We start from the raw sequence: 24,683 nt of genomic DNA on the forward strand, positions 1-24,683 counted from the left end.
AACGTGGTCCGTGAGCGGCACTACAGTTGGGTCCGACTGGGACCGACCGGTTCTGCAACAGTGGGTCCGAACAGCCAGCAAGCAACTAGGAGCGCATGACGTGCGGCCCGTCGGCAGCAAGTACCTCCTCGAGGAGCCCCTCGGCCGCGGCGCCACGGGCACCGTCTGGCGTGCCCGCCAGCGCGAGACCGCGGGCGCCGAGGCGGCCGTGGCCGGACAGCCCGGCGAGACCGTCGCGATCAAGGTGCTCAAGGAGGAGCTCGCGAGCGACGCCGACATCGTGATGCGCTTCCTGCGCGAACGGTCCGTCCTGCTCCGGCTCACCCACCCCAACATCGTCCGGGTCCGCGACCTGGTCGTCGAGGGCGAGCTGCTGGCCCTCGTCATGGACCTCGTCGACGGTCCCGACCTCCACCGCTACCTGCGCGAAAACGGGCCGCTCACCCCGGTTGCCGCGGCCCTGCTCACCGCGCAGATCGCCGACGCGCTGGCCGCGAGCCACGCCGACGGCGTCGTCCACCGCGACCTGAAGCCGGCCAACGTCCTGCTGAAGCAGACCGGCGACGAGATGCACCCGATGCTCACCGACTTCGGCATCGCCCGCCTCGCCGACTCGCCCGGCCTCACCCGGACCCACGAGTTCGTCGGCACGCCCGCCTACGTCGCGCCGGAGTCCGCCGAGGGCCGCCCGCAGACCTCCGCCGTCGACGTCTACGGCGCCGGGATCCTGCTGTACGAGCTGGTCACCGGCCGTCCTCCGTTCGGCGGCGGCTCCGCCCTCGAAGTGCTGCACCAGCACCTGAGCGCCGAACCGCGCCGCCCCTCCACCGTCCCCGACCCGCTGTGGACGGTCATCGAGCGCTGCCTGCGCAAGAACCCCGACGAGCGCCCCAGCGCCGAGAACCTCGCCCGCGGCCTGCGCGTCGTCGCCGAGGGCATCGGCGTGCACGCGAGCAGCGCGCAGATCGGCGCCGCCGAGAACGTCGGCGCGCTCCTCGCCCCCGACCCCACCCCGGCGCAGGTCCCCGGCACCCCCGACGGCGCCTACGACCCGAACGGCGCCACCAGCGTCCTGCCGCACACCGGGGGACCGGCGGGCGCCGCCGACCCCACCGCCGTGCTCCCGAGCACCGGGGCGGCCGACCCGACCGCCGTCATGCCGCCCGTGCCGCCGGGGCAGCCGGGCGCCCCGGGGCAGGGCGGGCCCGAGGACCCGCACCCCTGGCAGAACCAGCTGCGCGCCGCCCGCGACCGCAACGAGCAGACGCAGGTCCAGTACCTCGACCCCGGCCAGGACCCCCTGCGCCGCCGCCCCCAGCGGCAGGTCGCCCGCCCGCCCCAGCAGCCGCGCCAGGCCCCCCAGGGCCCGCCGCCGCAGCAGCCCGGCTACGGCTACCCGCAGCAGCAGCAACCGCAGCGCTACGCCACCCCGCAACCCCAGCCGCCGCAGCGGTACGCCCCGCCGCCCGCGCCCGAGCCGCAGCAGCCCCGGCGGGAGCCCAGGCCGCCCCGGCAGCGCAGCGCCAACCCCATGCGCATCCCGGGCCTGGGCTGCCTCAAGGGATGTCTGTTCACGATCGTCATCCTGTTCGTGGCCGGCTGGCTGATCTGGGAGCTGAGCCCGCTGCAGGACTGGATCGGCACGGGCAGGGGCTACTGGGACCAGCTCAGCGACTGGTTCACCACCGTGACCGGCTGGATCGGGGACCTCGGCGGCAGCGGCTGAGCCGGCCGGAACACCCGAGTCCGGAGACTTGTCGACATCCGGAGGGTGATTTCCGCCTCCGCCGTGAAGGCCGGCTCCCGGGACGCGTACTTTTAGGCGCAACACGCGTCGGTAGGAGCAGTCTTGGCACGGAAGATCGGCAGCCGGTACACCGCCCACCAGATCCTCGGGCGGGGCAGCGCCGGCACGGTGTGGCTGGGTGAGGGTCCCGAAGGGCCCGTCGCGATCAAGCTGCTGCGCGAGGACCTGGCGTCCGACCAGGAGCTCGTCTCCCGCTTCGTGCAGGAGCGCACCGCCCTGCTCGGCCTGGAGCACCCGCACGTCGTCTCGGTGCGCGACCTGGTCGTCGACGGCAACGACCTCGCGCTGGTCATGGACCTGGTCCGCGGCACCGACCTGCGCACCCGCCTCGACCGGGAGCGGCGCCTGGCGCCCGAGGCCGCGGTGGCCGTCGTCGCCGACGTCGCCGACGGACTGGCCGCCGCGCACGCCGCCGGGGTCGTGCACCGCGACGTCAAGCCCGAGAACGTGCTGCTCGACATGCAGGGCCCGCTCGGCCCCGGCGGCTCGCACCCGGCGCTGCTGACGGACTTCGGGGTGGCCAAGCTCATCGACACCCCGCGCCGCACGCGCGCCACGAAGATCATCGGCACGCCCGACTACCTGGCCCCCGAGATCGTCGAGGGCCTGCCCCCGCGCGCGGCGGTCGATATCTACGCGCTGGCCACGGTGCTCTACGAGCTGCTCGCCGGCTTCACGCCGTTCGGCGGCGGCCACCCCGGCGCCGTGCTGCGCCGCCACGTGACCGAGACCGTCGTGCCGCTTCCCGGCATCCCGGACGAGCTGTGGCAGCTCCTCGTCCAGTGCCTCGCCAAGGCCCCGGCCTCCCGGCTGCGCGCCTCCGAGCTGAGCGCCCGGCTGCGCGAGCTGCTGCCGATGCTCGCCGGAATGGCCCCGCTGGACGTGGACGAGCCCGACGCCGGGCACGAGGAGGACGCCCCCGAGGAGGCCCCGGCTTCGTCCGAGCCCTCCGGCGAGCCCGTACGGCGCCGGGGCGCGGTGCCGCTGGTGCCGGGCGCCAAGCCCGCCGACTCCAACCGCGACACCCACACGTCGATGCGCGTGCCCGCCCCCGACGAGCTGGCCGGCGGCGCCCGCGGCACCGCTCGCGCCCCGCGCGCGGCGGGTGCTCCGCGCCCCGGCTCGGCCCGCAACCGCGCCACCGCCCGGCGCCGCCGGATCGCGGTGGGCGCGGGCGCGGTGGCCCTGGTGGCGGCGATCGGCGTCGGCTCGTGGCTGGCCACGGGCGGTGACGAGGACGGCACGGCACCCGACGACACGCGGAACTCGGCACCGGCCGCTCCCTGAGGGCCGCCCCTGCCGCCGGGTCCCGCGCCCCGCACCCCCGCCGGGCGTGGACCGCCGGCCGGAGCCGTTACGCTGGATGCGTGGCAGTCGTCGATGTATCCGAAGAGCTGAAGTCCCTCTCCTCGACCATGGAGTCGATCGAGGCCGTCCTGGACCTCGACAAGTTGAGGGCAGACATCGCCGTGCTCGAGGAGCAGGCGGCCGCGCCCTCCCTGTGGGACGACCCGGAGGCGGCGCAGAAGATCACCAGCAAGCTCTCGCACCTCCAGGCCGAGGTGCGCAAGGCCGAGGCCCTGCGCGGCCGGATCGACGATCTCGGCGTGCTCTTCGAGATGGCCGAGGAGGAGGACGACCCGGACACCCGTGCCGAGGCCGAGTCCGAGCTGGCGGCCGTCCGCAAGGCGCTGGACGAGATGGAGGTCCGCACCCTGCTCTCGGGCGAGTACGACGCGCGTGAGGCGCTCGTCAACATCCGCGCCGAGGCGGGTGGCGTCGACGCCGCCGACTTCGCCGAGAAGCTCCAGCGCATGTACCTGCGCTGGGCCGAGCAGCACGGCTACAAGACCGAGGTCTACGAGACGTCGTACGCGGAGGAGGCCGGCATCAAGTCGACCACCTTCGCCGTGCAGTCGCCGTACGCCTACGGCACCCTCTCCGTCGAGCAGGGCACCCACCGTCTGGTGCGCATCTCGCCCTTCGACAACCAGGGGCGCCGCCAGACCTCCTTCGCGGGCGTCGAGATCCTCCCCGTGGTCGAGCAGACCGACCACATCGAGATCGACGAGTCCGAGCTGCGCGTGGACGTGTACCGGTCCTCCGGCCCCGGCGGCCAGGGCGTCAACACCACCGACTCGGCGGTGCGCCTGACCCACATCCCCACCGGCATCGTCGTCTCCTGCCAGAACGAGCGCTCCCAGATCCAGAACAAGGCCACCGCCATGAACGTCCTCCAGGCCAAGCTCCTGGAGCGGCGCCGCCAGGAGGAGCAGGCCAAGATGGACGCCCTCAAGGGCGACGGGGGCAACTCCTGGGGCAACCAGATGCGTTCATACGTGCTGCACCCGTACCAGATGGTCAAGGACCTGCGCACGGAGCACGAAGTGGGCAACCCCGAGGCCGTGTTCAACGGCGAGATCGACGGTTTCCTCGAGGCCGGCATTCGCTGGCGCAAGCAGCGGGAGAAGTAGAGCGAAGCGGAAGCACCGCTTTGTCGACAAGGCAACTGCCGCCTCCCGGGCGGCAGTTGCCTTTTGTCTGCCCGCTGTTCGCCGGTGATGTCTGGGTTTTGCATCACACTCACACCCATTGTGTCCGGCATACGTCCCGTACCTGGACATCGCGTACGCAATGACCTTGACGATGCTTTGAACATTCGGAATGGTGAGGCTCGGCATGCGTATTTCTGGGGCGCATGTGAACCGGGGGGCTTGAGCACATGCAGCCGCCCCCCGTCGATCACGGCCCCCGAGTGCGGCCTCACCGACTAATCGGCTACTGGGGGTAGCAACTACATGACGAAGAAGACGCGCATCCGTGTCGCGCGCATCGCGGCCGGCGCCGTGATCGCGGCCGGCGCCTCGCTGACCGCGGCGGGTGCCGCCTCGGCGCTCGAGATCGGCGTCAGCGCGAACTCCAGCGAGAGCGGCCTCGGCCTCGGCCTGAGCGTCCAGGGCGACGACGACGATCCCGACCCGTGCGACATCGGCACCGGTCCGGAGTGCGAGACGCCGGACCCGACGGACCCGACCGATCCGACGGACCCCACGGACCCGACCGATCCGACGGACCCGACGGACCCCACGGACCCGACCGATCCGACGGACCCCACGGACCCCACGGACCCGACCGATCCGACGGACCCCACGGACCCGACGGACCCCACGGACCCGACGAGCCCGACCGACCCGGGCACCACCGACCCCACGAGCCCGAGCAACCCGGGTAACGGGAACGGCCACGGCAACGGCAACGGCCACGGCAACGGCGCCGGTGGCAACGACAACACCTCCCCCGACGGCGGTGGCAACGACAACGTCGCCCAGAACCAGGGTTCCTCCGCCCTGACGGACACCGGCGAGGAGGCCCCGGCCTCCTCCGACGCCGCCGCCCAGGGCAACGGCAAGGAGCTCGCCGAGACCGGCGCCGCGGAGACCACGTTCCTGCTGGTCGGCGCCGCGACGATGATCGCCGGCGGCATCGGCTTCCGCTTCCTGCCGCGCCTGATGAACGGCCGCGGCGGGGCTGCTGCCTGACGGTAGCCGCCCGCGTACGCACCGCGCACGCAGGGGAAGGGGCCCGGAGCTTCACCGCCCGGGCCCCTTCCGTGCTCTGCGGGTCCGTGTCGTGCCCGGGCCCTTGGGGCCCCGGGGGCCGCTCCAGGGGCGTCAGACGGTCTGCTGGGCCAGCAGCGCCACGGCGGCGACCAGCACCGCCAGCAGCGCGATCAGCGCCATCGGGTTCAGTCCCGAGAAGGGATTGCTCTCCTGCTGCAGCCGCTCGCGGTTGGCCCGGCACACCGGGCACCGGCCCTCGCTCACGGGCGCCGCGCAGTTCGCGCACACCAACCGGTCGTACGTCATGCGCTCGCCCTCCTTGCCACCGGCTCTGTCTGTGACAACGCCCGCGACGGTACGAACGTTCCCCTTCCACTGTGCCAGGTTCCGCGGGGCCCTGCGCGCCCTGGCGTGGGGACAAAACGCGCAACTGATACGCAACCCCGACCGGTGACTGCGGTCGGCTCCCCGGTTCGCGTATGGTCACGCACATCTACCCCCGGCGACCCGTGGTGCATCCGTGATCCGATTCGACAACGTCTCCAAGGTCTACCCCAAACAGAGCCACCCAGCCCTCAGGGATGTCTCCCTGGAGGTCGAGAAGGGCGAATTCGTCTTCCTCGTGGGATCCTCCGGCTCGGGAAAGTCCACCTTCCTGCGGCTGATCCTCCGCGAGGAGCGGTGCAGCCACGGACAGGTGCACGTGCTGGGCAAGGACCTCTCCCGTCTGTCCAACTGGAAGGTGCCGCAGATGCGGCGCCAGTTGGGGACGGTCTTCCAGGACTTCCGCCTGCTGCCGAACAAGACGGTCGGCGAGAACGTCGCCTTCGCCCAGGAGGTCATCGGCAAGTCCCGCGGCGAGATCCGCAAGTCCGTGCCGCAGGTGCTCGACCTCGTCGGACTCGGCGGCAAGGAGGACCGCAGGCCCGGCGAGCTGTCCGGCGGTGAGCAGCAGCGCGTCGCCATCGCCCGCGCCTTCGTCAACCGGCCCAAGCTGCTGATCGCGGACGAGCCCACGGGCAACCTGGACCCGCAGACCTCCGTCGGCATCATGAAGCTGCTCGACCGGATCAACCGGACGGGCACCACCGTGGTGATGGCCACGCACGACCAGAACATCGTGGACCAGATGCGCAAGCGCGTCATCGAGCTGGAGAAGGGCCGCCTCGTCCGGGACCAGGCACGCGGTGTCTACGGCTACCAGCACTGACGACGAGGAACGAAAGGCTTAACGAGACGCCATGCGCGCCCAGTTCGTAGTCTCGGAGATCGGTGTCGGTCTTCGCCGCAATCTCACGATGACCTTCGCGGTCATCGTCTCGGTCGCCCTGTCCCTGGCCCTGTTCGGCGGTTCGCTGCTGATGAGCGACCAGGTCAGCACCATGAAGGGCTACTGGTACGACAAGGTCAACGTCTCGGTCTTCCTCTGCAACAAGAGCGATGCCGAGTCCGACCCCAACTGCGCCAAGGGCGCGGTGACCGAGGACCAGAAGAAGCAGATCATGGCCGACCTCGACGAGATGGCCGTCGTCGAGAAGGTGACGTACGAGTCGCAGGACGAGGCGTACAAGCACTACAAGGAGCAGTTCGGCGACTCGCCGCTGGCCAGCTCCCTCACCCCGGACCAGATGCAGGAGTCGTACCGGATCAAGCTGAAGGACCCGGAGAAGTACCAGGTCATCGCGACCGCCTTCGACGGCCGTGAGGGCGTGCAGTCCGTGCAGGACCAGAAGGGCATCCTGGACAACCTCTTCGGTCTCCTCAACGGCATGAACTGGGCGGCCCGCGCGGTGATGGCCCTGATGCTCGTCGTCGCCCTGATGCTGATCGTCAACACCGTGCGCGTCTCGGCGTTCAGCCGGCGCCGCGAGACCGGCATCATGCGTCTCGTGGGCGCCTCCGGCTTCTACATCCAGGCGCCGTTCATCATGGAGGCGGCGGTCGCCGGTCTGATCGGCGGTGGTGTGGCCTGCGGATTCCTGGTGATCGCCAGGTACTTCATCATCGACCACGGACTCGCCCTGTCCGAGAAGCTGAACCTGATCAACTTCATCGGCTGGGACGCCGTCCTGACGAAGCTGCCGCTCATCCTGGCCGTGAGCCTGCTGATGCCCGCGTTGGCGGCGTTCTTCGCGTTGCGCAAGTACCTGAAGGTGTGACACATGCCAAGGGGGTCGTACGGTCGAGCGACCGTACGACCCCTGTGCGTTGTCCTAGACTCACCGGCATGTCAGGTCGTGCCCTGTTCTGTCAGCCCCGTCGCGCACGCCACGGGACCGCCCTGACCTTGGTGTTCGCCAGCGTGCTCGTCGCGGGCGCGGCCACCGGCTCGCTCCCCGGGACGGACCGCAAGTCCGACCCCGGAACGGCCCGTTCGACCGCCCAGGCCGGTCAGCAGGCCCGCCGGGACGACGTCGCCCGCGCGGCGGCCGAGGCCATGGCCGACGGCAAGTCCCCCGTGGAGGCCGCCGAACGCGCGGTCAGCCGCAGCGGCGACCGCTGGGGCGCCATCTACTCCCAGGGCGAGTACGAGGAGTTGGAGGACGCCCTCGACGGCCAGTACACCGGCGTCGGGCTCTCCGCGCGCCGCGAACGGGACGGCCGGATCGAGGTGACCCGGGTGCGCTCCGGCTCGCCCGCCGCCGACGCCGGGATCCGCGAGGGCGACCGGCTGCGCAGCGTCGACGGCGCGCGGGTCGACGGGCGGCCCGTCACCGAGGTCGTCGCCATACTCCGCGGCGACGGCGAGCACGAGCCCGCCGGCACCGCCGTCCGGCTGGGCCTGGAGCGCGGCACGCGCGCGTGGACCGAGACCGTCCGGCGCGCCCGGCTGTCCACGGACCCCGTGACCGTCCGCACGCTCGCCGGCGGCCTCACCGTCGTCAAGGTGACCTCCTTCACCAAGGGCGTCGGCACGCAGGTGCGCGAGGCCGCGGCCCGCGTGCCCCCTGGCGCCGGGGTCGTCCTCGACCTGCGCGGCAACTCCGGCGGCCTGGTCGCGGAGGCCGTCACCGCTGCCTCCGCCTTCCTCGACGGCGGCCTGGTCGCCACGTACGACGTCGACGGCGACCAGCGGGCCCTGCACGCCGAACCCGGCGGCGACACCGCCAGGCCCCTGGTCGCGCTCGTCGACGGCGGCACGATGAGCGCGGCCGAGCTTCTCACCGGGGCACTCCAGGACCGCGGCCGGGCGGTCGTCCTGGGCTCCCGCACCTTCGGCAAGGGCTCGGTGCAGATGCCGAGCCGGCTGCCCGACGGCTCCGTGGCCGAGCTGACCGTCGGCCATTACCGCACCCCCTCCGGCCGCGGCGTCGACGGCAGGGGCATCACGCCCGACCTGGAGGTCGATCCGGCCGACCCGGCCGCCCTGGAACGGGCCCGGACCGTGCTGAGCGGCCTGGGGCGCGAGGCGGACGGCCCCGCGTAATCGGCTTTCCGCCAGGCCCCTCCGTAGTGCCAAAATGGACCGCACTATGGCTAAGGAAAAAGGGCGCAAGCTGATCGCGCAGAACAAGAAGGCGCGGCACGACTACCAGATCCTCGACACCTACGAGGCCGGCCTCGTGCTGTCCGGTACCGAGGTGAAGTCGCTGCGCCAGGGGCGGGCCTCACTGGTGGACGGCTTCGTGCAGCTGGACGGACACGAGGCGTGGCTGCACAACGTGCACGTGCCGGAGTACAGCCAGGGCACCTGGACCAACCACAGCGCACGGCGCAAGCGGAAGCTGCTGCTGCACCGCGTGGAGATCGACAAGCTGGAGTCGAAGTCCCAGGAGACCGGTCACACGATCGTGCCCCTGGCGCTCTACTTCAAGGACGGCCGGGCCAAGGTCGAGATCGCGCTGGCACGCGGCAAGAAGGAGTACGACAAGCGGCAGACCCTCCGGGAGAAGCAGGACCGGCGCGAGGCGGAGCGGACGATCTCGGCGATCCGGCGCAAGCAGCGGGCCTGAGGCGCGGGAATAGGCTGGCACGCGTGCGTGTTGGTCACGTACGATGGCACCTGCACCTCACAGCGGGTGCGCGCCCTCTTCGGAGGGTTTGAAAAATCAACATGGGGATGATCGGTTTCGACAGCGGCTGTCGAAGCAGGGGAAGCGTGTCGAGGAAGCGGCCATGATCTCGTAAACCACAGGCCGAAAAAAATAATCGCCAACACCAAGCGCGATTCCTCCCAGCAGGCCTTCGCCCTCGCTGCCTGATCTCAGGTAGCAGAGCGAGCCTCCTATTAAGGGAGTGTCAGCCCGGGGCTGTTCCCGACCCGGATCCTGGCATCAGCTAGGGGACTAAACCTTGATCCCGGTCACGGGGTGAAGAGGGAAACCAAACAGTGACTGAGCCCGTCGGAGACTTGTCCGCGTGATCTCCGGGGCCGAGAAAAGCGAAGCGGACTGCACACGGAGAAGCCCTGGTTCCGCACCGTTGGACGCGGGTTCGATTCCCGCCATCTCCACATTCCCAGGACCCCCTGGGGTCGCCGGACACACTTCCGGTGGCCCCAGGGGGTTTCCGCGTTCAAGCGGACTGGCGCGTGGGAAGCAGGGCGAGGAGCAGGGCCAGTGCCGCCGCCGTGACCGGAATGCCGTAGGCGGCGGTGGGGGAGACGTGCTCCACCGTCCAGCCGCCCGCCGCGCTGCCGCAGGCGATGCCGCCGAGCAGGCCGGTCACCGCGAGGGTCATGCCCTCGTTCAGCCGGCCCTCCGGGGTGCGGTGCTGGACCAGGGTCATCGTGGTCACCATCGTCGGCGCCGTCGCCATGCCGCCGATCAGCAGCGTGAGCGCGAGCAGGGGCAGCGAGCCGCCGAGGGAGGCCGCGAGCAGGGGCAGGACCAGCAGGGCCGTCATCGCGGCCACGCACCACGGCAGGCGGCGCTCGGCCGGACCGGCCGGCTTGAGCGCGCCGTAGAGCAGGCCCGCCGCGCAGGAACCGGCCGCCTGGAGGGCGAGGACCGCACCGGCCGCCGCGCGGTGGCCCTCCGCGTCCGCGAACGCGATCGTCACGACCTCCATCGAGCCGAAGATCCCGCCCATCGCCAGGCACACCACCAGCAGCGGCGGGATGCCCGGGACCCGGAAGGGCGCCTTGGCCGTCGGGCGCGGGCGGGCCGGGGGCTCGGTCGCACGCTGGGCGGCGAACAGCAGCATGCCGCTCACCAGCAGCACCACGGCCACGAGCGTGCCCGCCTCGGGGAACAGCGCCGTGCACAGGAGCGCCGCGAGGACCGGGCCGAGCATGTAGCACAGCTCGTCCGTGGCCTGCTCGAAGGAGTTCGCGGTGTGCAGCGCGTCGGCGTCCCCCTCCAGCAGGTACGCCCAGCGGGCACGGGCCATGCCGCCGGTGTTGGGTGTCGTCGCGGTGGCGGCGTACGCGGCGAACAGGGTCCAGGCGGGCGCCCCGTACCGCACGCACAGCAGCAGGGCGACGGAGCCCAGCGCGGCGAACAGGGCGGCGGGCACGGCCACCCGGGCCTGGCCGAACCGGTCCACGAGCCGTGCGGTCCACGGGGCGACCAGCGCCGTGGCCGCCAGTCCCGTCGCGGTGACGGCGCCGGCGAGGGCGTACGAACCGCGGGTGCCGGCGATCATCACGACCGCGCTCACGCTGAACATGCCCTGCGGCAGCCGGGCGATCAGGTTCCCGGCGGTGAAGCCCCGGGCGCCGGGCGTGGACAGGAGGCGCCGGTAGGGGCCCGGCGGCCGGTGCCGGGTGCGGGGGCGGAAGTCGGCCGCGACCACGGTGTCGGCGGTGACGGCCAGGAAGGGGGCGGGCGGAGCCGGGCGGGAGCGGCGCGCGGGGGTCGGTTGCGGCATGGGACCACCGTCGCCCCGGGGCGATCACGGGGTCCAACACCTTCTCCGTGGCCATTCACGCAGCCCCGTTGTAAATTCACCGGGTGTCCGCACCCACCCACCTCGACCCCCGCCTCCTGCGCGCGTTCGTCGCCGTCGCCGAGGAGCTGCACTTCACCCGAGCCGCCGCCCGTCTCTACGTCGCCCAGCAGGCGCTCAGCAGGGATGTGCGGCGCCTGGAGCGGGAGTTGGGAGCCGAGCTGTTCGTCCGCACCACCCGGCAGGTGACGCCGACGGCCGACGGCGAGCGGCTGCTGCCCTACGCCCGCCGGGTCCTCCAGGCGCAGGACGACCTGCTCGCCGCCTTCGGGCAGGCCCGCCCGCTGCTGGTCGACCTCAACTCCCCGGGGCTGGCGACCGGCCGCGTCGTCCTGGAACGGGCGCGTTCGCTCGCTCCCGAGCAGGAGCTGATGGCCCGTTACGAGAGCGGGCTGACCCACGCCGCCGGTGAACTGGTCGCGGGCCGGCTCGACGCCTCCTTCGGCCGGTTCGCGGGGCTGCCCGCGGTGCTGCGGGCGGGGCTCCGCCACCAGCCGGTGCGCTGCGAGCCCATGGCGGTCGTCCTGCCCGAGGACCATCCGCTGGCCCGGCTGACGGAGGTGCCGCTGTCCGCGCTGGCCGGGGAGAGCGTGTACGCCGGGGCCGGCAACCCGCGCACACCGGAGTGGACCGATCTGGCGCACCGCCTGTTCGAGGGGCGCGGCATCCGTGTGGCGCCCCCCGTGCCGCTGGCCGTCGGCGAGGAGGAGTTCCAGCGCATCATGGACAAGACGCGCAATCCGGTCCTCGCCGTGCGGAGCTTTCCGGCCATGCCCTCGACCGTGGTGCGCCCGCTCGTCGGCCCCGTGCCGCTGTCGCCGGTGTCACTTGTCTGGCGAAAAGGGCTCGTGCACCCCGCGCTCGACGCGCTGCGCCGGGCGGCGTCCCAGGTCGCGACCGAAAAGGGTTGGCTCGCAGTCCCTGACGGGAGCTGGATTCCGGCCGCCGACGCCGCTGTGATGTCCGTCCACAAGTGACACGCGGGAACCACACATCCTCCGCGTGCGCTACATTCTTTGCCTGAGCACGGTGTGATACAGGGGGCGCTCGGACCTGGTGGGGGCCGGTTCGGCCGACGCGTGCTCGGAGTCGTGTGCGCGCCCGGACGTATCCCTTGGGGGGAAGTGCGCGCGCGTGAAGAACTGGCAAAAAGACGCCCAACCGGAGTGGCCGCCCGAGGCCGAGGCCGGGTCCGGGGCTCGTGATCTCTCGGAGGCAGGACGACATGCTGACGCCACCGAGGTGTTGCCGGCGGCCCGGGCCTTCCTGCCGGCCGGGGGGTCCCCGGTGAGCGCGCGGGAGCCCCGCGGGGCCGACGGATACACCGGGCCCGATTCCGCCCCCGCCACCACCCCTTCCACCCCTTATGCCCCTCCCGCCCCTTCTGTCGGTTCCGGTGGGTTCGCCGGATCCGCGTCGGGTCCGGGGTGGTTCGGGGAATCCGGCGACAGCCCGCACGCCGGCGCGGGCCCCGCGGCCGACCGGACGCAGATCCCGGGTGCCCGAATAGGCGGCCACCGCCGCCGAGTTGCGGGCCCGGACCCGTCGGCCCCGGGCCGCATAACCTGGGGCACCACCAGCCCGTCCGGGACGAACCCCGGAAACGCCGCCCCGCACCACGCCCCGGACGCCGCCACCCCGAGGGCCGCCGCCTTCGACAGGGCCCCGTACGCCCCGGCGTCGGGTCCCGCCCACGGCACCCACTCGGATCCCGACCGGACGGACGTCCTCCCGTCGGCCGGTCCCACCCGCGCCTTCCCCGCAGCCTCGCCCGTGACCGGCCCCGCCGCCCCGAGGGCCGCCGCCTTCGACAGGGCCCCGTATGCCGCTCCGGCGTCGGGTTCGGTCCAGGGCGTCCACTCGGATCCCGACCGGACGGACGTCCTCCCGTCGGCCGGTCCCACCCGGGGCTTCCCCGCGGCCTCGCCCTCCCCCGCGACCGCACCCCCGCCCGGCCCCGCCACCGCCGTGCTCCGCGACCCCTGGCAGGAACTGCCGGACGCGGAGGGCGAAGAAGGCGCCGGCGCGGGTGCCGCCGATCACACCCACGACCCGCACGAGGTCACGGTCCAGCTCGACGCCGTCCAGCTCGGCGAGGGCCAACTCCTGCGCGCCGAGCGCGGGCACCGCAAGAGCCGCGCGGAACCGTCGGAAGGCCCCGTCTTCGTCGACGCCTCGGGCCGCCGCAGCCGCCTCTACCGCCGCCTCGGCATCCTCGTCGGCATCGCCTGCGCGGTCTACGCCGTCGTCATCGTCTCCACACTGCTCTCCGGCAACTCCGACGCGCCCTGGATGCCCGTACCGGGCCAGGAGGAGGGCGCACCGGCCGGACAGGTCGACACCACCCCGCTGCCCTCGCAGCCTGCGCAGCCCTCCGGCACCGGCGGCACCGCTCCGCAGACCAGCCCCTCGGCCGGCACCGGCACGGCGACCGAGCCCGGGGGCCAGGCACCCGCCTCCGGTGGGTCCGGCGTCGTCGACGGCACCGCACGGCAGCCCGGCACGAGCAGCGGCCCGCAGTCCTCGGCGTCCGGTGCCGGCGGGAACCCGGGCGGGTCGGGCGTGACCGGCCCCGACCCGGCCCAGTCGACGCAGGCGTCGACGCCCCCCGTCACGGACCCGTCGACCCCGGCGGGCGGCGGCGACACCCCCGCCGAGCCGACCGGACCCACCGACGGCCCCAGCACGGGCACCGACCCGGGTGAGGGCGGCACCAACCCCAACGGCGCGGGCGGCCCGGACCCCGTCGCCGGTCCGGCCGGCGCACCCGTCGTGGTCGCCGGTCCGGCGGGCACCGCCGCGTCCTCCTCCTCCGACTCTTCCGCCTCCCTTTCCCTGTCCCCGGAGAACACCCTCTGATGGCATCCCGCACCCGCCGTCACGGGGCCGCGCGCAGCGCCCGTGAGGGCTCTCGCCGTCGCCTGCCGTTGCGCCTGCTGCTTCCGCTGCTCGTCCTGGTCGCCCTGGTGGCGATGCTCATGCTGCGCGGCTACGTGCACAGCGAGATCCTCGCCGACCACCGCGTCCAGCCGCCCGCCGCCACCACCGACGTGCCCGAGAAGATCCTCGAGGGCGGTCCGGTCATCGACACGCGCGCCGGCCGCACCGAGAGCCTCAGCGTGCCCGACCACCGGCTCGTCCTCACCTTCGACGACGGTCCGGACCCGACCTGGACGCCGCGGGTCCTGGACGTGCTGAAGAAGCACGACGCGCACGCCGTCTTCTTCGTCACCGGCACCATGGCCTCCCGCTACCCCGACCTGGTCGAGCGCATGGTCGACGAGGGCCACGAGGTGGGACTGCACACCTTCAACCACCCCGACCTGTCCTACCAGTCCACCAAGCGCATCGACTGGGAGCTGTCGCAGAACCAGCTCGCGCTGACCGGCGCGGCCGGTGTGCGGACCTCGCTGTTCCGTCCGCCGTACTCCTCCTTCGCCGACGCCATGGACAACAAGTCCTGGCCGGTCACCCAGTACATAGGCGGCCGCGGCTACCTCACCGTCGTCAACAACACCGACAGCGAGGACTGGAAGAAGCCCGGCGTCGACGAGATCATCCGCCGGGCCACGCCGCACGGCGGCAAGGGCGCCATCGTCCTGATGCACGACTCCGGCGGCGACCGCCACCAGACCGTGCAGGCCCTGGACCGGTTCCTGCCCGACCTGAAGGAGAAGGGCTACACGTTCGACAACCTCACCGAGGCCCTGGACGCGCCCAGCGCCATGACCCCGGTGACCGGCGCCGAACTGTGGAAGGGCAAGGCCTGGGTCTTCCTGGTCCAGGCCTCGGAGAAGCTCACCGACGTCCTGGTGGTGGGCCTGGCGATCATCGGCACCCTGGTCATCGGGCGGTTCGTCCTGATGCTCCTGCTGTCCGGCGTCCACGCCCGCCGGGTGCGCCGCAGACGCTTCCGCTGGGGCCCGGCGGTCACCGAACCGGTGACGGTGCTGGTCCCGGCGTACAACGAGGCCAAGTGCATCGAGAACACGGTCCGTTCGCTGGTGGCCAGCGACCACCCGGTCGAGGTCATCGTCATCGACGACGGCTCCAGCGACGGCACCGCACGGATCGTGGAGAGCCTCGCTCTGCCGGGCGTGCGGGTGATACGCCAGCTCAACGCGGGCAAGCCGGCCGCGCTCAACCGGGGCCTGGCCAACGCCCGTCACGACATCGTCGTGATGATGGACGGCGACACCGTCTTCGAACCCTCCACCGTCCGCGAACTCGTCCAGCCCTTCGGCGACCCGAAGGTGGGCGCGGTGGCGGGCAACGCGAAGGTCGGCAACAAGGACAGCCTCATCGGCGCCTGGCAGCACATCGAGTACGTGATGGGCTTCAACCTGGACCGCCGGATGTACGACGTCCTCGGCTGCATGCCGACCATCCCGGGCGCCGTCGGCGCCTTCCGCCGCTCCGCCCTGGAGCCCATCGGCGGCATGAGCGACGACACGCTCGCCGAGGACACCGACGTCACCATGGCGCTGCACCGGGCCGGCTGGCGGGTCGTCTACGCCGAGAACGCCCGCGCCTGGACCGAGGCCCCGGAGACCGTCCAGCAGCTGTGGTCCCAGCGCTACCGGTGGTCGTACGGCACGATGCAGGCCATCTGGAAGCACCGCCGCGCGGTGATCGAGAAGGGTCCCTCGGGCCGCTTCGGCCGCGTGGGCCTGCCCTTCGTCTCGCTCTTCATGGTCCTGGCCCCGCTGCTGGCCCCGCTGATCGACGTCTTCCTGCTCTACGGCATCGTCTTCGGCCCCACCGAGAAGACGATCGTGGCCTGGCTCGGCGTCCTCGCCATCCAGGCGGTCTGCGCGGCGTACGCCTTCCGGCTCGACCGGGAACGCATGACCCACCTGATCTCGCTGCCGCTGCAGCAGATCCTCTACCGCCAACTCATGTACGTCGTCCTGCTCCAGTCCTGGATCACCGCGCTCACCGGCGGTCGTCTGCGCTGGCAGAAGCTGCGGCGCACCGGCGTCGTCGGGGCGCCCGGCGGCTCCGTGCCGCAGCAGCGTGGGCGCGGCAACGCCGATCGGAGGCCCGTGGCATGACGCACGGACACACCACCGGTACGGGTATGAGCCCGGAACCGGTCCACCCGCACGACCCCGCGCACGCGGGGGTCCCGGACGCGACCGCGGGGATGCCGTACGCGGTCCCGCGGCAGCGCACCACGCCGCCCGCGCCGGACCCCGCCCCGTCCGGCGGGAAGCCGGGCCGCGACCGGTACCTCGACCTGCTGCGCTCGATCGCCCTGGTCCGTGTCGTGGTCTACCACCTCTTCGGCTGGGCCTGGCTGTCGGTGCTGTTCCCGTCGATGGGCGTGATGTTCGCGCTGGCGGGATCGCTGATGGCGCGTTCGCTCAAGCGCCCGGCGATGAGCGTGATCCGCGGGCGCATACGCCGTCTCCTGCCGCCGATGTGGGCCTTCGCGGCGGTCGCGCTGACGATGATGTTCGTGAACGGCTGGAACCCGTCCGACGATCCGGACCGCGGCGGCACCTGGGGCCTGATCGAGCTGTTCAACTACATCGTCCCGATCGGCGCCCCGCCCTATCCCTGGCACGTCGGCTCCCCGTCCGGACTGCTGGAGGACACCTGGGCCGTGCAGGCCGCCGGTCCCCTGTGGTACCTGCGCGCCTACCTCTGGTTCGTCATCGCCTCCCCCCTGCTGCTCTGGCTGTTCCGCAGGGCTCCCTGGCCGACGCTGCTCGCGCCGCTCGGCCTGACGGCGGTCGTCGGCACGGGCCTGGTGACCGTCCCCGGCGAAACCGGCCTCGCCCTCACCGACTTCGCGGTCTACGGGAGCTGCTGGGTGCTGGGCTTCGCCCACCACGAGGGCCTGCTCAAGCAGATCCCGCGGTACGTCTCGGTCTCCTGCGCGTCCCTGGTGATGGCCTTCGGCCTGTGGTGGGCGTCGGGCCATCTGGGCCCCGACGGCTGGGACCTCAACGACATCCCGCTCGCCCAGGCCACCTGGTCCTTCGGCTTCGTCGTGATCCTGCTGCAGTACTCCCCGTCGTGGCGGGAGCTGCCCGGCCGGCTGGCCAACTGGGACCGGCTGATCACCCTCTCCAACAACCGCGCCGTCACCATCTACCTGTGGCACAACCTGCTGATCATGGCGACGGTCCCGATCATCGACCTGTTCTACAAGCTCCCCTTCATGCAGAGCGAGCGCGCGGTCGGCGCCCTCGACGGCTCGTACACGCTCTGGATGTTCTCCCTCGTGTGGCCCCTCATCGGCCTGGCGATCCTGGCGGTCGGCTGGGTCGAGGACCTCGCCGCGAAGCGGAGGCCGAGGCTCTGGCCGAACGGCGCCAAGCGCTCCGCGGGGCGCCGGTCCGGGACGGGGGCGTCGCACCGGGGCTGACGCCCGTCCCCGCGCCGTGGGAGACTGCCCCGGTTGCGGGAGTGGCCAGGGTGGCGTGAGCCGGGCAGGGGGAGCGGTGGGATGAGCAAGCGGCAGACGCAGAAGATGCTGCAGCTGATGGGGAGCGGGGAGCCGGTCCAGCTCACCAGCCGGATGTCGTCCGTGAAGAAGCTCGCCAAGCTCGCCTTCGTCGCCCAGCAGTTCGGGTACGAGTACGCCGACGTGCGCCAGACCGGCGGGAACAACGCGGCGCTCACCATGCTGCTGGTCCCCGACCCCGGCCCGCAGGCCCGCACCCGGGCCGCGCAGAACTGGGCGCAGTACCCGAACGCGGGCGACGGGGTGTCCCTGCCGCCGCTCGTGCCGGACGCCTTCGAACTCCTCAAGGCGCGCATCAACTTCGACCTCACCGGCAAGAACGCCCAGAAGAACATGGGCTACGGCGCGCTCGGCGCCACCGTCGCGTGCGTGGTCCTCGCCTACCGCCAGGGCGGCTCGTCCGACGACTTCGTCATCTCCGGGATCATCTGGCTGGTCCTCATGGCGGCCCTGGGCATCGGCTTCCTCGTCACCCGCAAGCGCAACGCCAAGTTCGCGGCCCGGCTGCAGGCCGCAGGGTTCGTGCCGATGGCCGACGAGACCGGGCGGGTGCGGTACCTGCCGCCCGGCGGGCACCTGCCGGGGCACGGGAACCCCTTCGGCGCCGCCGCTCCCGGCGGCTACGGACAGCCCGCCCCCGGCCCGTACGCCCCCCGGCCGCCGCAGCAGCAGCCGTACGGCTACCCGCAGCAGGCCCCGCAGCAGCCGTACGCCCAGCCGCCGCAGCCCTACGCGCCCCCGCAGCCGCAGGCACAGCAGCCGTACCCGCCGCAGGCCCCCGCGCAGCAGCCGTACCCGCCGCAGGGCTACCCGCAGCAGAACCCGCACTGGCAGCCCCAGCCCCCGCAGGGCTGAGCGCGACCTCTCATCCCGCGGCCGTGCCGGGTGAGAGCAACGTTCCCTCCCGGTCATCCACAGCCCCACCGGACCGAAACGCGCCCCTCCTAGCGTCGGCGCCATCGAGCTGTGGAGCACCGTGGAGGCGTCATGACAGTCCCTGGCGGCCGCTGGATCGCGCACTGGGATCCGGAGGACGAGACCTTCTGGCGGGAGACGGGGGAGCGGACCGCCCGGCGGAACCTGTTCTTCTCCGTCCTCTCCGAGCACATCGGGTTCTCCGTCTGGACGATGTGGTCCGTGCTGGTGCTCTTCATGGGCCCGGAGTACGGGCTGACACCGGCCGACAAGTTCCTGCTGACGTCCCTGGTGACGCTCGTCGGCGCGGTGGTGCGGGTGCCGTACACCTTCGCCGTGGCCGTCTTCGGCGGGCGCAACTGGACGGTCGTCTCCGCCGGGCTGCTGCTCGTGCCGACGGTCGCGGCCTTCGCCGTGATGGAGCCGGGCACCTCCTTCCCGACCTTCCTGCTGGTCGGGCTGCTGGCCGGCATCGGCGGCGGCAACTTCGCCTCCTCCATGACCAACATCAACGCGTTCTTCCCGCTGCGGCAGAAGGGCTGGGCGCTCGGGCTCAACGCCGGGGGCGGCAACATCGGCGTGCCGGTCATCCAGCTGGCCGCGCTCGCGATCATCGGGGCGGGCGGCGGGCCCCGGGTCCTGCTCGGCGTCTACATCCCGCTGATCCTCCTGGCCGCGGTGCTCGCCGCCGGCCGGATGGACAACCTCGCCTCCGTCAGGAACGACACCGGCGCCGCCAAGGACGCCGCGCGGGACGCCCACACCTGGATCATGTCCGTGCTGTACATCGGCACGTTCGGCTCCTTCATCGGCTACAGCTTCGCCTTCGGGCAGGTGCTCCAGAGCCAGTTCGGCCGGACGCCGCTCCAGGCGGCGTACCTGACCTTCATCGGACCGCTGCTCGGCTCCCTGGTCCGGCCGGTGGGCGGCAGGCTCGCCGACCGGTACGGCGGTGCGCGGATCACCGTGTGGAACTTCGTCGCCATGGCCGCCGCCACGGCCGTACTCGTCGCGGCGAGCGCGGCCGAGTCGCTGGCCCTGTTCGTGGCCGTGTTCGTGGTGCTGTTCGTGCTCAGCGGGCTGGGCAACGGGTCGACGTTCAAGATGATCCCCGGCATCTTCCAGAACAAGGCGCTGGCCCGGGGGCTGGAGGGCGAGGCGGCCGTGGCGTACGGGCGGCGGCTCTCCGGGGCCTCGATGGGGCTGATCGGCGCGGTGGGCGCGCTCGGCGGCGTCGGCGTCAACCTCGCCTTCCGGCAGTCCTTCCTCTCCTCCGGCACGGGCACCGGCGCCTTCGTCGCCTTCCTCGCCTTCTACGCCGTCTGCCTCGCCCTCACCTGGGCGGTATACCTTCGCCGTCCCGCCGTACGGGCGCCGGAGGCCACCGCGGGCCCGGCACGGGCCGAGGCCGGGCTCAGCCGGGCCGAGGTATGACGTAACACTGGTGACACGAGGCGGAACCGAGCCCGTCACGCGGAGTTGGCAGGCTCGGTCGCCACGTGACGGTGCACGTGGGTGTGAACGGAACGGAGCGCGGCGAGCGATGGACGACCTGAGCGACGTGGGCGACGAGGGGCAGCGGCGCGAGCACGGCCCGCTGGCCGGGTTCACCGTGGGCGTGACCGCCGCCCGCCGGGCCGACGAACTGGGCGCGCTGCTCCAGCGGCGCGGTGCCGTCGTCCTGCACGCCCCGGCGCTGCGGATCGTGCCGCTCGCCGACGACAGCGAGCTGATGGCCGCGACCGAGCGGATCGTCGACCGGGCCCCGGACGTCGTCGTCGCCACCACCGCCATCGGGTTCCGGGGCTGGGTCGAGGCCGCCGACGGCTGGGGGCTCGGTGACGCGCTGCTGGAGCGGCTGCGCACGGTGGAGCTGCTGGCGCGCGGGCCCAAGGTCAAGGGCGCGGTGCGGGCGGCCGGACTGACGGAACGGTGGTCCCCGGCCTCGGAGTCCATGGCCGAGGTCCTCGACCGGCTCCTGGAGCAGGGCGTGGCGGGCCGCCGGATCGCCGTTCAACTGCACGGGGAGCCGCTGCCCGGGTTCGTGGAGGCGCTGCGGGAGGGCGGCGCCGAGGTGCTGGGGGTGCCCGTGTACCGGTGGCTGCCCCCGGAGGACCTCGCGCCCGTGGACCGGCTGCTGGACGCCGCCGTGACGCGGGGCGTGGACGCCGTGACCTTCACCAGCGCGCCCGCCGCGGTGTCCCTGCTGGAGCGGGCCGGGAAGCGGGGCATGCTGGCGGAGCTGCTCGCCGCGTTCGGCCAGGACGTGCTGCCCGCCTGCGTCGGACCGGTCACCGCGGTGCCGCTCCAGGCACGGGGTGTCCCCACGGTCCAGCCCGAACGCTTCCGGCTCGGGCCGCTGGTCCAACTGCTGTGCCAGGAACTGCCCGCCCGCGCCCGTGCCCTGCCCGTCGCCGGGCACCGGCTGGAGATCCGCGGGCACGCGGTGCTCGTCGACGGGGAGCTGCGGGCCGTGCCGCCCGCCGGCATGTCCCTGCTGCGCACCCTCGCCCGGCGGCCCGGCTGGGTCGTGCCCCGCGCGGAGCTGCTGCGCGCCCTGCCGGGCACCGGCCGCGACGAGCACGCCGTCGAGACGGCCATGGCCCGCCTGCGCACGTCCCTCGGCGCCCCGAAGCTGATCCAGACGGTGGTGAAACGCGGCTACCGCCTCGCCCTGGACCCGGCCTCGGACGCCAAGTACACGGACTGACCACCGGCCGGGGTGCGTTGCGGCACCCCGGCCGAGTCGCGGTCCCGCGGGCGCCCCACGTTCCGGGGCGCGCCGCACAGCGAGCCGCCCGCGTGCCCGGTGCGGGCGTGCGGGCGGTTCTTCCGGCCGGTGCCGGAGGCGTGTGGTGTCTGCGGGTGCGGGTGCGGGTGCGGGTGCGGGTGCGGGTGCGGGTGCGGGCTCGGGCTCGGGGGAGTGCTGCGTGTCGGCTTCCGTCGTCGCGTGGCCGTGGCGTTGCGTGTCGCCGGGCCGGGCGTGTGCCTTCCGGTCAGCGCCGGGGCGCGTGCGGTGCCTCCCGCCGAGGGCCTTGGGGCGCCACGCCCGCCGGCCGCCGTCGTGCCGCCGCCGCGGCGGTCCGCGCCGCCCGGCCCCAGGTCGTCAGCCCTGCCGCCAGGCACGCCGTCGCCACCGTCGACAGGACGGCCCGTACGACGTTCCAGGCCACCCACGGATCCTCGAACCGCTCCCGCAGCGCCGCGGGGTCGCCGGGGCGGGCCAGGGCGTCGTTGAGGGGGATGTTGCCGGCCACGGTGACCAGGAAGGCGAGCACGTACGCCGCCGCGCCCGCCCAGACCCACCAGCGGCCCGGCGTCCGGCGCGCCTGCCACCCCGCCAGGACCGAGAGCACCAGCGCGCCCATGAACCCCAGCAGGAACACCGGGTTCTGGATCACGTCGTTGATGTCGCGCATCACCTCGACGTAGACCCGGTCGTCGCTGCGGGCCAGCGCCGGCATCACGGCGCAGGCGAAGACGTAGAAGGTACCGGCCATCAGGCCCGCGGCGACCGTGGCCGCGACCAGTACTCCGGCGGCGGTGCGGGACCGCTGTTCCCCGTTGGTTTCCGTCATGCGTCCATTCAAGGGGCCGGGCAGCACACCCGACATGGCCCGGACGCGCGGGCGCATGCGCAGGCGTCCACACGCCGGCGGTACGAGGGGTTCCGGGCGCGGACGCGGGCAGGCACTGTAGAGGGAGCGGCCCGTGCGCGGTCCGCTCGCGGTCCCCCTGCTCCCCTTCCGGCCCGCGCCCCCGCGGGCAAGCCCTAGGCGGTGACAGGAACATGGCACTGGGTACGGCCACCGGCCCGTACGAGCTGCGGTTCGACACCGGGCGGATCTGTCTGGACCTCATCGCCACCACCCACCCCGCAGAACGCCTCGGCTCCCTCGACGCGCTGCGCGCCTGGATCGCCGGCTCCCGGCTCGTCCCGCCCGGCACCCCGCTGGCCCACGCCGACCCCTCCTGGCTGACCGGCTTCCGCGAACTGCGGGGCGAGACCGCGCGGTTGGTGCGTACCCGGCCCGCGTCCCCCACGCGCGCCTACGGCCGCGCACTCGCCCGCGTCAACGAACTCGCCCTCGCCGCACCCCCGGCGCCCCGCGCAGTGCCCGGCGAGGACGGCGCGCTGGTGCGCGAGCTGACCGGCCCGCCGCGGTGCGCGGCGCTGCTCGGGACCCTCGCCCGGGACGCCGTGGACCTGCTCACCGACCCCGTCGCGCGGGCGAGCCTGCGGCAGTGCGCGGGCGACAACTGCCCCATCGTGTACGTGGACACCTCCCGGGGCCACCGCCGGCGCTGGTGCTCCAGCGAGATCTGCGGCAACCGCGAACGCGTCGCCCGCCACCGGCGCCGTGCCGCCCTCGCCCGGTAAGCACCCGTAGCTGCCCCGGCGTCCCGTTCGTCACGCCGCTCCCGGGAAATCTGTCACCCCCCTTTGAACACCGCGCACTTGGCGTCCGTACCGAATGGGCGAGCGACCGACTGGGGGAACCCCCGGACATCGGAGGTGGGCGTGCGCAAGGATTCCGTCGTGGCCGGTGAACGTGGTGCGAGGGCCCGACATCGCATGTCGCAGTCGTCCTCGGAGCCCGACGAGGAGCTGATGCGCGCGCTGTACCGCGAGCACGCCGGCCCCTTGCTGGCCTACGTGCTGCGCCTGGTCGCGGGGGACCGCCAGCGCGCCGAGGACGTCGTCCAGGAGACGCTCATCCGTGCCTGGAAGAACGCCGGTCAGCTCAACCGTGCGACCGGATCGGTACGCCCCTGGCTGGTGACGGTCGCCCGGCGCATCGTCATCGACGGCCACCGCAGCCGGCAGGCCCGGCCGCAGGAGGTCGATCCGTCGCCGCTGGAGGTCATCCCCGCGGAGGACGAGATCGACAAGGCGCTGTGGCTGATGACGCTGTCGGACGCGCTCGACGACCTGACCCCGGCCCACCGGGAGGTCCTCGTCGAGACCTACTTCAAAGGGCGTACCGTCAATGAGGCGGCGCAGACACTGGGCATACCCAGCGGCACCGTGCGCTCCCGGGTGTTCTACGCCCTGCGTTCGATGAAGCTGGCTCTGGAGGAGCGGGGGGTGACGGCGTGATGAGCGGGTACGGGGGAGCTCAGGGATTCGGCGGGGGATTCGGTCCGGGGGACACGGGTAGTCCTGACCCCATGCAGGGATCACCGGCGCCGAACGAGCACGAGACCGTCGGCGCCTACGCCCTCGGGATCCTCGACGACGCCGAGGCGACCGCCTTCGAGGCCCACCTCGCCACCTGCGAGTGGTGCGCCCAGCAACTCGACGAACTGGCGGGCCTGGAACCGATGATGGCCGCCCTCGCCGACCTGCCGGGCACCGGTACGCCCGCGATCGCCGAGTCGCTGACCGCGAAGCCGAGCCCGCGGCTGTCGGAGAAGCTCGTCGACGAGGTCGCCGAACGCCGCGCGCGCAAACGCCGCCGCAACCTCTACCTGGTGGGCACCGCCGCCGCCCTGATCATCGGCGGCCCGTTCGCCGCCGTGGCCACCACCGGCGGGGGAGGCGGCGACGGCGACGGCGGCCGCAAGGCGGAGACGACGCAGCAGGCCGCGAGCCCGGCGGAGGCCGCCTTCGCCGCCATGCCGGACCGGGTCACCGCCACCGACCCGGCCACGCGGGTCAGTGCGACCGTGGCGCTGGAGAAGAAGGCCTGGGGCACCGAGACGGTCCTGGAACTGAAGAACCTCAAGGGCCCCCAGAAGTGCTCCCTGATCGCCGTCGGCAAGAACGGCGAGCGGGAGACCCTCAGCTCCTGGACGGTCCCCGACTGGGGGTACGGCATCCCGGACGCCGCCACCGACAAGGCCAAGAAGCCGCTCTACGTGCACGGCGGCGCCGCCCTCGCCCCCCACCAGATCTCCCACTTCGAGGTCATGACCTTCGACGGGAAGCGCCTCGTGGAGGTCGACGCGTAGCCCGGGCTCCGGGCGCGCCGTAGCTTCCGTGGCCCCCTTCGCGTATTTTTGACGGCTGCCCAGCACGTCAGAAGGGGGCCCG

21 protein-coding genes and 1 other RNA gene are annotated in these 24,683 nt (G+C 72.8%); 19 read left to right on the forward strand and 3 right to left on the reverse strand.

Annotated features, from left to right (window positions below):
* The first annotated feature begins 100 nt into the window (after positions 1 to 100).
* From Sdi02f_RS34405 to Sdi02f_RS36145, 4 genes are all read left to right on the forward strand, one after another.
* On the forward strand, positions 101 to 1,726 hold the full coding sequence (locus Sdi02f_RS34405) for a serine/threonine-protein kinase (protein WP_031084310.1): 1,626 nt from the start codon (positions 101 to 103) through the stop codon (positions 1,724 to 1,726).
* A gap of 123 nt (positions 1,727 to 1,849) precedes the next feature.
* Positions 1,850 to 3,094 (forward strand): serine/threonine-protein kinase, encoded by a 1,245-nt coding sequence (locus Sdi02f_RS34410; RefSeq protein ID WP_108934740.1) that lies wholly within the window; start codon positions 1,850 to 1,852, stop codon positions 3,092 to 3,094.
* A gap of 80 nt (positions 3,095 to 3,174) precedes the next feature.
* The gene (gene prfB, locus Sdi02f_RS34415) at positions 3,175 to 4,281 is read left to right on the forward strand and encodes a peptide chain release factor 2 (protein WP_030402050.1); all 1,107 of its coding nucleotides are present in this window, start codon (positions 3,175 to 3,177) and stop codon (positions 4,279 to 4,281) included.
* 324 nt (positions 4,282 to 4,605) lie between these two features.
* The gene (locus Sdi02f_RS36145; RefSeq protein WP_218030792.1) at positions 4,606 to 5,346 is read left to right on the forward strand and encodes a hypothetical protein; all 741 of its coding nucleotides are present in this window, start codon (positions 4,606 to 4,608) and stop codon (positions 5,344 to 5,346) included.
* A 132-nt stretch (positions 5,347 to 5,478) separates the two neighbouring features.
* On the opposite strand, the gene Sdi02f_RS34425 is transcribed toward Sdi02f_RS36145, so the two are convergent.
* Positions 5,479 to 5,673: a hypothetical protein gene (locus tag Sdi02f_RS34425; protein ID WP_030402048.1), complete on the reverse strand. Its 195-nt coding sequence runs from the start codon at positions 5,671 to 5,673 to the stop codon at positions 5,479 to 5,481.
* Positions 5,674 to 5,887: 214 nt separating this feature from the next.
* Between Sdi02f_RS34425 and ftsE the strand changes: the two genes are divergently transcribed.
* The 5 genes from ftsE (at position 5,888) to ssrA (ending at position 9,823) form a co-directional block, all read left to right on the forward strand.
* Positions 5,888 to 6,577, forward strand: coding sequence for a cell division ATP-binding protein FtsE (ftsE, locus tag Sdi02f_RS34430; protein ID WP_019325705.1), 690 nt, complete (start codon positions 5,888 to 5,890; stop codon positions 6,575 to 6,577).
* Between the two features lie 31 nt (positions 6,578 to 6,608).
* Positions 6,609 to 7,526 (forward strand): permease-like cell division protein FtsX, encoded by a 918-nt coding sequence (ftsX, locus tag Sdi02f_RS34435; RefSeq protein WP_030402047.1) that lies wholly within the window; start codon positions 6,609 to 6,611, stop codon positions 7,524 to 7,526.
* A gap of 68 nt (positions 7,527 to 7,594) precedes the next feature.
* Positions 7,595 to 8,794 carry a S41 family peptidase gene (locus Sdi02f_RS34440; protein WP_174843437.1) on the forward strand — a complete coding sequence of 400 codons (1,200 nt, stop codon included), beginning with the start codon at positions 7,595 to 7,597 and terminating at the stop codon, positions 8,792 to 8,794.
* Positions 8,795 to 8,840: 46 nt separating this feature from the next.
* The gene (gene smpB / locus Sdi02f_RS34445) at positions 8,841 to 9,320 is read left to right on the forward strand and encodes an SsrA-binding protein SmpB (RefSeq protein ID WP_007450171.1); all 480 of its coding nucleotides are present in this window, start codon (positions 8,841 to 8,843) and stop codon (positions 9,318 to 9,320) included.
* Positions 9,321 to 9,423: 103 nt separating this feature from the next.
* Positions 9,424 to 9,823: a transfer-messenger RNA gene (gene ssrA / locus Sdi02f_RS34450) on the forward strand.
* Positions 9,824 to 9,882: 59 nt separating this feature from the next.
* On the opposite strand, the gene Sdi02f_RS34455 is transcribed toward ssrA, so the two are convergent.
* Positions 9,883 to 11,178 carry an MFS transporter gene (locus Sdi02f_RS34455; protein WP_030402045.1) on the reverse strand — a complete coding sequence of 432 codons (1,296 nt, stop codon included), beginning with the start codon at positions 11,176 to 11,178 and terminating at the stop codon, positions 9,883 to 9,885.
* An 83-nt stretch (positions 11,179 to 11,261) separates the two neighbouring features.
* Here Sdi02f_RS34455 and Sdi02f_RS34460 point away from each other — a divergent pair, with 83 nt between their 5' ends.
* The 7 genes from Sdi02f_RS34460 (at position 11,262) to Sdi02f_RS34495 (ending at position 21,356) form a co-directional block, all read left to right on the forward strand.
* A complete protein-coding gene (locus Sdi02f_RS34460; protein WP_108934741.1) occupies positions 11,262 to 12,233 on the forward strand; it encodes a LysR family transcriptional regulator in 972 nt (323 codons plus the stop codon).
* A gap of 796 nt (positions 12,234 to 13,029) precedes the next feature.
* Positions 13,030 to 14,115, forward strand: coding sequence for a hypothetical protein (locus Sdi02f_RS34470; protein ID WP_167458299.1), 1,086 nt, complete (start codon positions 13,030 to 13,032; stop codon positions 14,113 to 14,115).
* Positions 14,115 to 16,310, forward strand: a complete 2,196-nt coding sequence (locus tag Sdi02f_RS34475; protein ID WP_053637857.1) for a bifunctional polysaccharide deacetylase/glycosyltransferase family 2 protein — start codon at positions 14,115 to 14,117, stop codon at positions 16,308 to 16,310. The genes Sdi02f_RS34470 and Sdi02f_RS34475 overlap by 1 nt, the downstream gene beginning before the upstream one ends.
* Complete coding sequence (locus tag Sdi02f_RS34480; RefSeq protein ID WP_030402041.1) at positions 16,307 to 17,632, forward strand: acyltransferase family protein; 1,326 nt, start codon at positions 16,307 to 16,309, stop codon at positions 17,630 to 17,632. The genes Sdi02f_RS34475 and Sdi02f_RS34480 overlap by 4 nt, the downstream gene beginning before the upstream one ends.
* Positions 17,633 to 17,713: 81 nt before the next feature.
* The gene (locus Sdi02f_RS34485; protein ID WP_053637855.1) at positions 17,714 to 18,586 is read left to right on the forward strand and encodes a hypothetical protein; all 873 of its coding nucleotides are present in this window, start codon (positions 17,714 to 17,716) and stop codon (positions 18,584 to 18,586) included.
* A gap of 132 nt (positions 18,587 to 18,718) precedes the next feature.
* Complete coding sequence (locus tag Sdi02f_RS34490) at positions 18,719 to 20,080, forward strand: nitrate/nitrite transporter (RefSeq protein WP_108934742.1); 1,362 nt, start codon at positions 18,719 to 18,721, stop codon at positions 20,078 to 20,080.
* Between the two features lie 109 nt (positions 20,081 to 20,189).
* Positions 20,190 to 21,356, forward strand: coding sequence for a uroporphyrinogen-III synthase (locus tag Sdi02f_RS34495; protein WP_107049624.1), 1,167 nt, complete (start codon positions 20,190 to 20,192; stop codon positions 21,354 to 21,356).
* A 286-nt stretch (positions 21,357 to 21,642) separates the two neighbouring features.
* On the opposite strand, the gene Sdi02f_RS34500 is transcribed toward Sdi02f_RS34495, so the two are convergent.
* Positions 21,643 to 22,224, reverse strand: a complete 582-nt coding sequence (locus Sdi02f_RS34500; protein ID WP_108934743.1) for an anthrone oxygenase family protein — start codon at positions 22,222 to 22,224, stop codon at positions 21,643 to 21,645.
* 212 nt (positions 22,225 to 22,436) lie between these two features.
* On the opposite strand from Sdi02f_RS34500, the gene Sdi02f_RS34505 reads away from it, so the two are divergent.
* The 3 genes from Sdi02f_RS34505 to Sdi02f_RS34515 all read left to right on the forward strand — a co-directional run bounded on the left by Sdi02f_RS34505 (position 22,437) and on the right by Sdi02f_RS34515 (position 24,601).
* Positions 22,437 to 23,027 carry a CGNR zinc finger domain-containing protein gene (locus Sdi02f_RS34505; RefSeq protein ID WP_030402036.1) on the forward strand — a complete coding sequence of 197 codons (591 nt, stop codon included), beginning with the start codon at positions 22,437 to 22,439 and terminating at the stop codon, positions 23,025 to 23,027.
* Positions 23,028 to 23,222: 195 nt separating this feature from the next.
* Positions 23,223 to 23,747, forward strand: coding sequence for a sigma-70 family RNA polymerase sigma factor (locus Sdi02f_RS34510; protein ID WP_007450155.1), 525 nt, complete (start codon positions 23,223 to 23,225; stop codon positions 23,745 to 23,747).
* 71 nt (positions 23,748 to 23,818) lie between these two features.
* Positions 23,819 to 24,601 (forward strand): anti-sigma factor family protein, encoded by a 783-nt coding sequence (locus tag Sdi02f_RS34515; RefSeq protein ID WP_031084294.1) that lies wholly within the window; start codon positions 23,819 to 23,821, stop codon positions 24,599 to 24,601.
* Positions 24,602 to 24,683: the final 82 nt, after the last annotated feature.

Source organism: Streptomyces ardesiacus (assembly GCF_003112575.1).
GTDB lineage: Bacteria > Actinomycetota > Actinomycetes > Streptomycetales > Streptomycetaceae > Streptomyces > Streptomyces ardesiacus.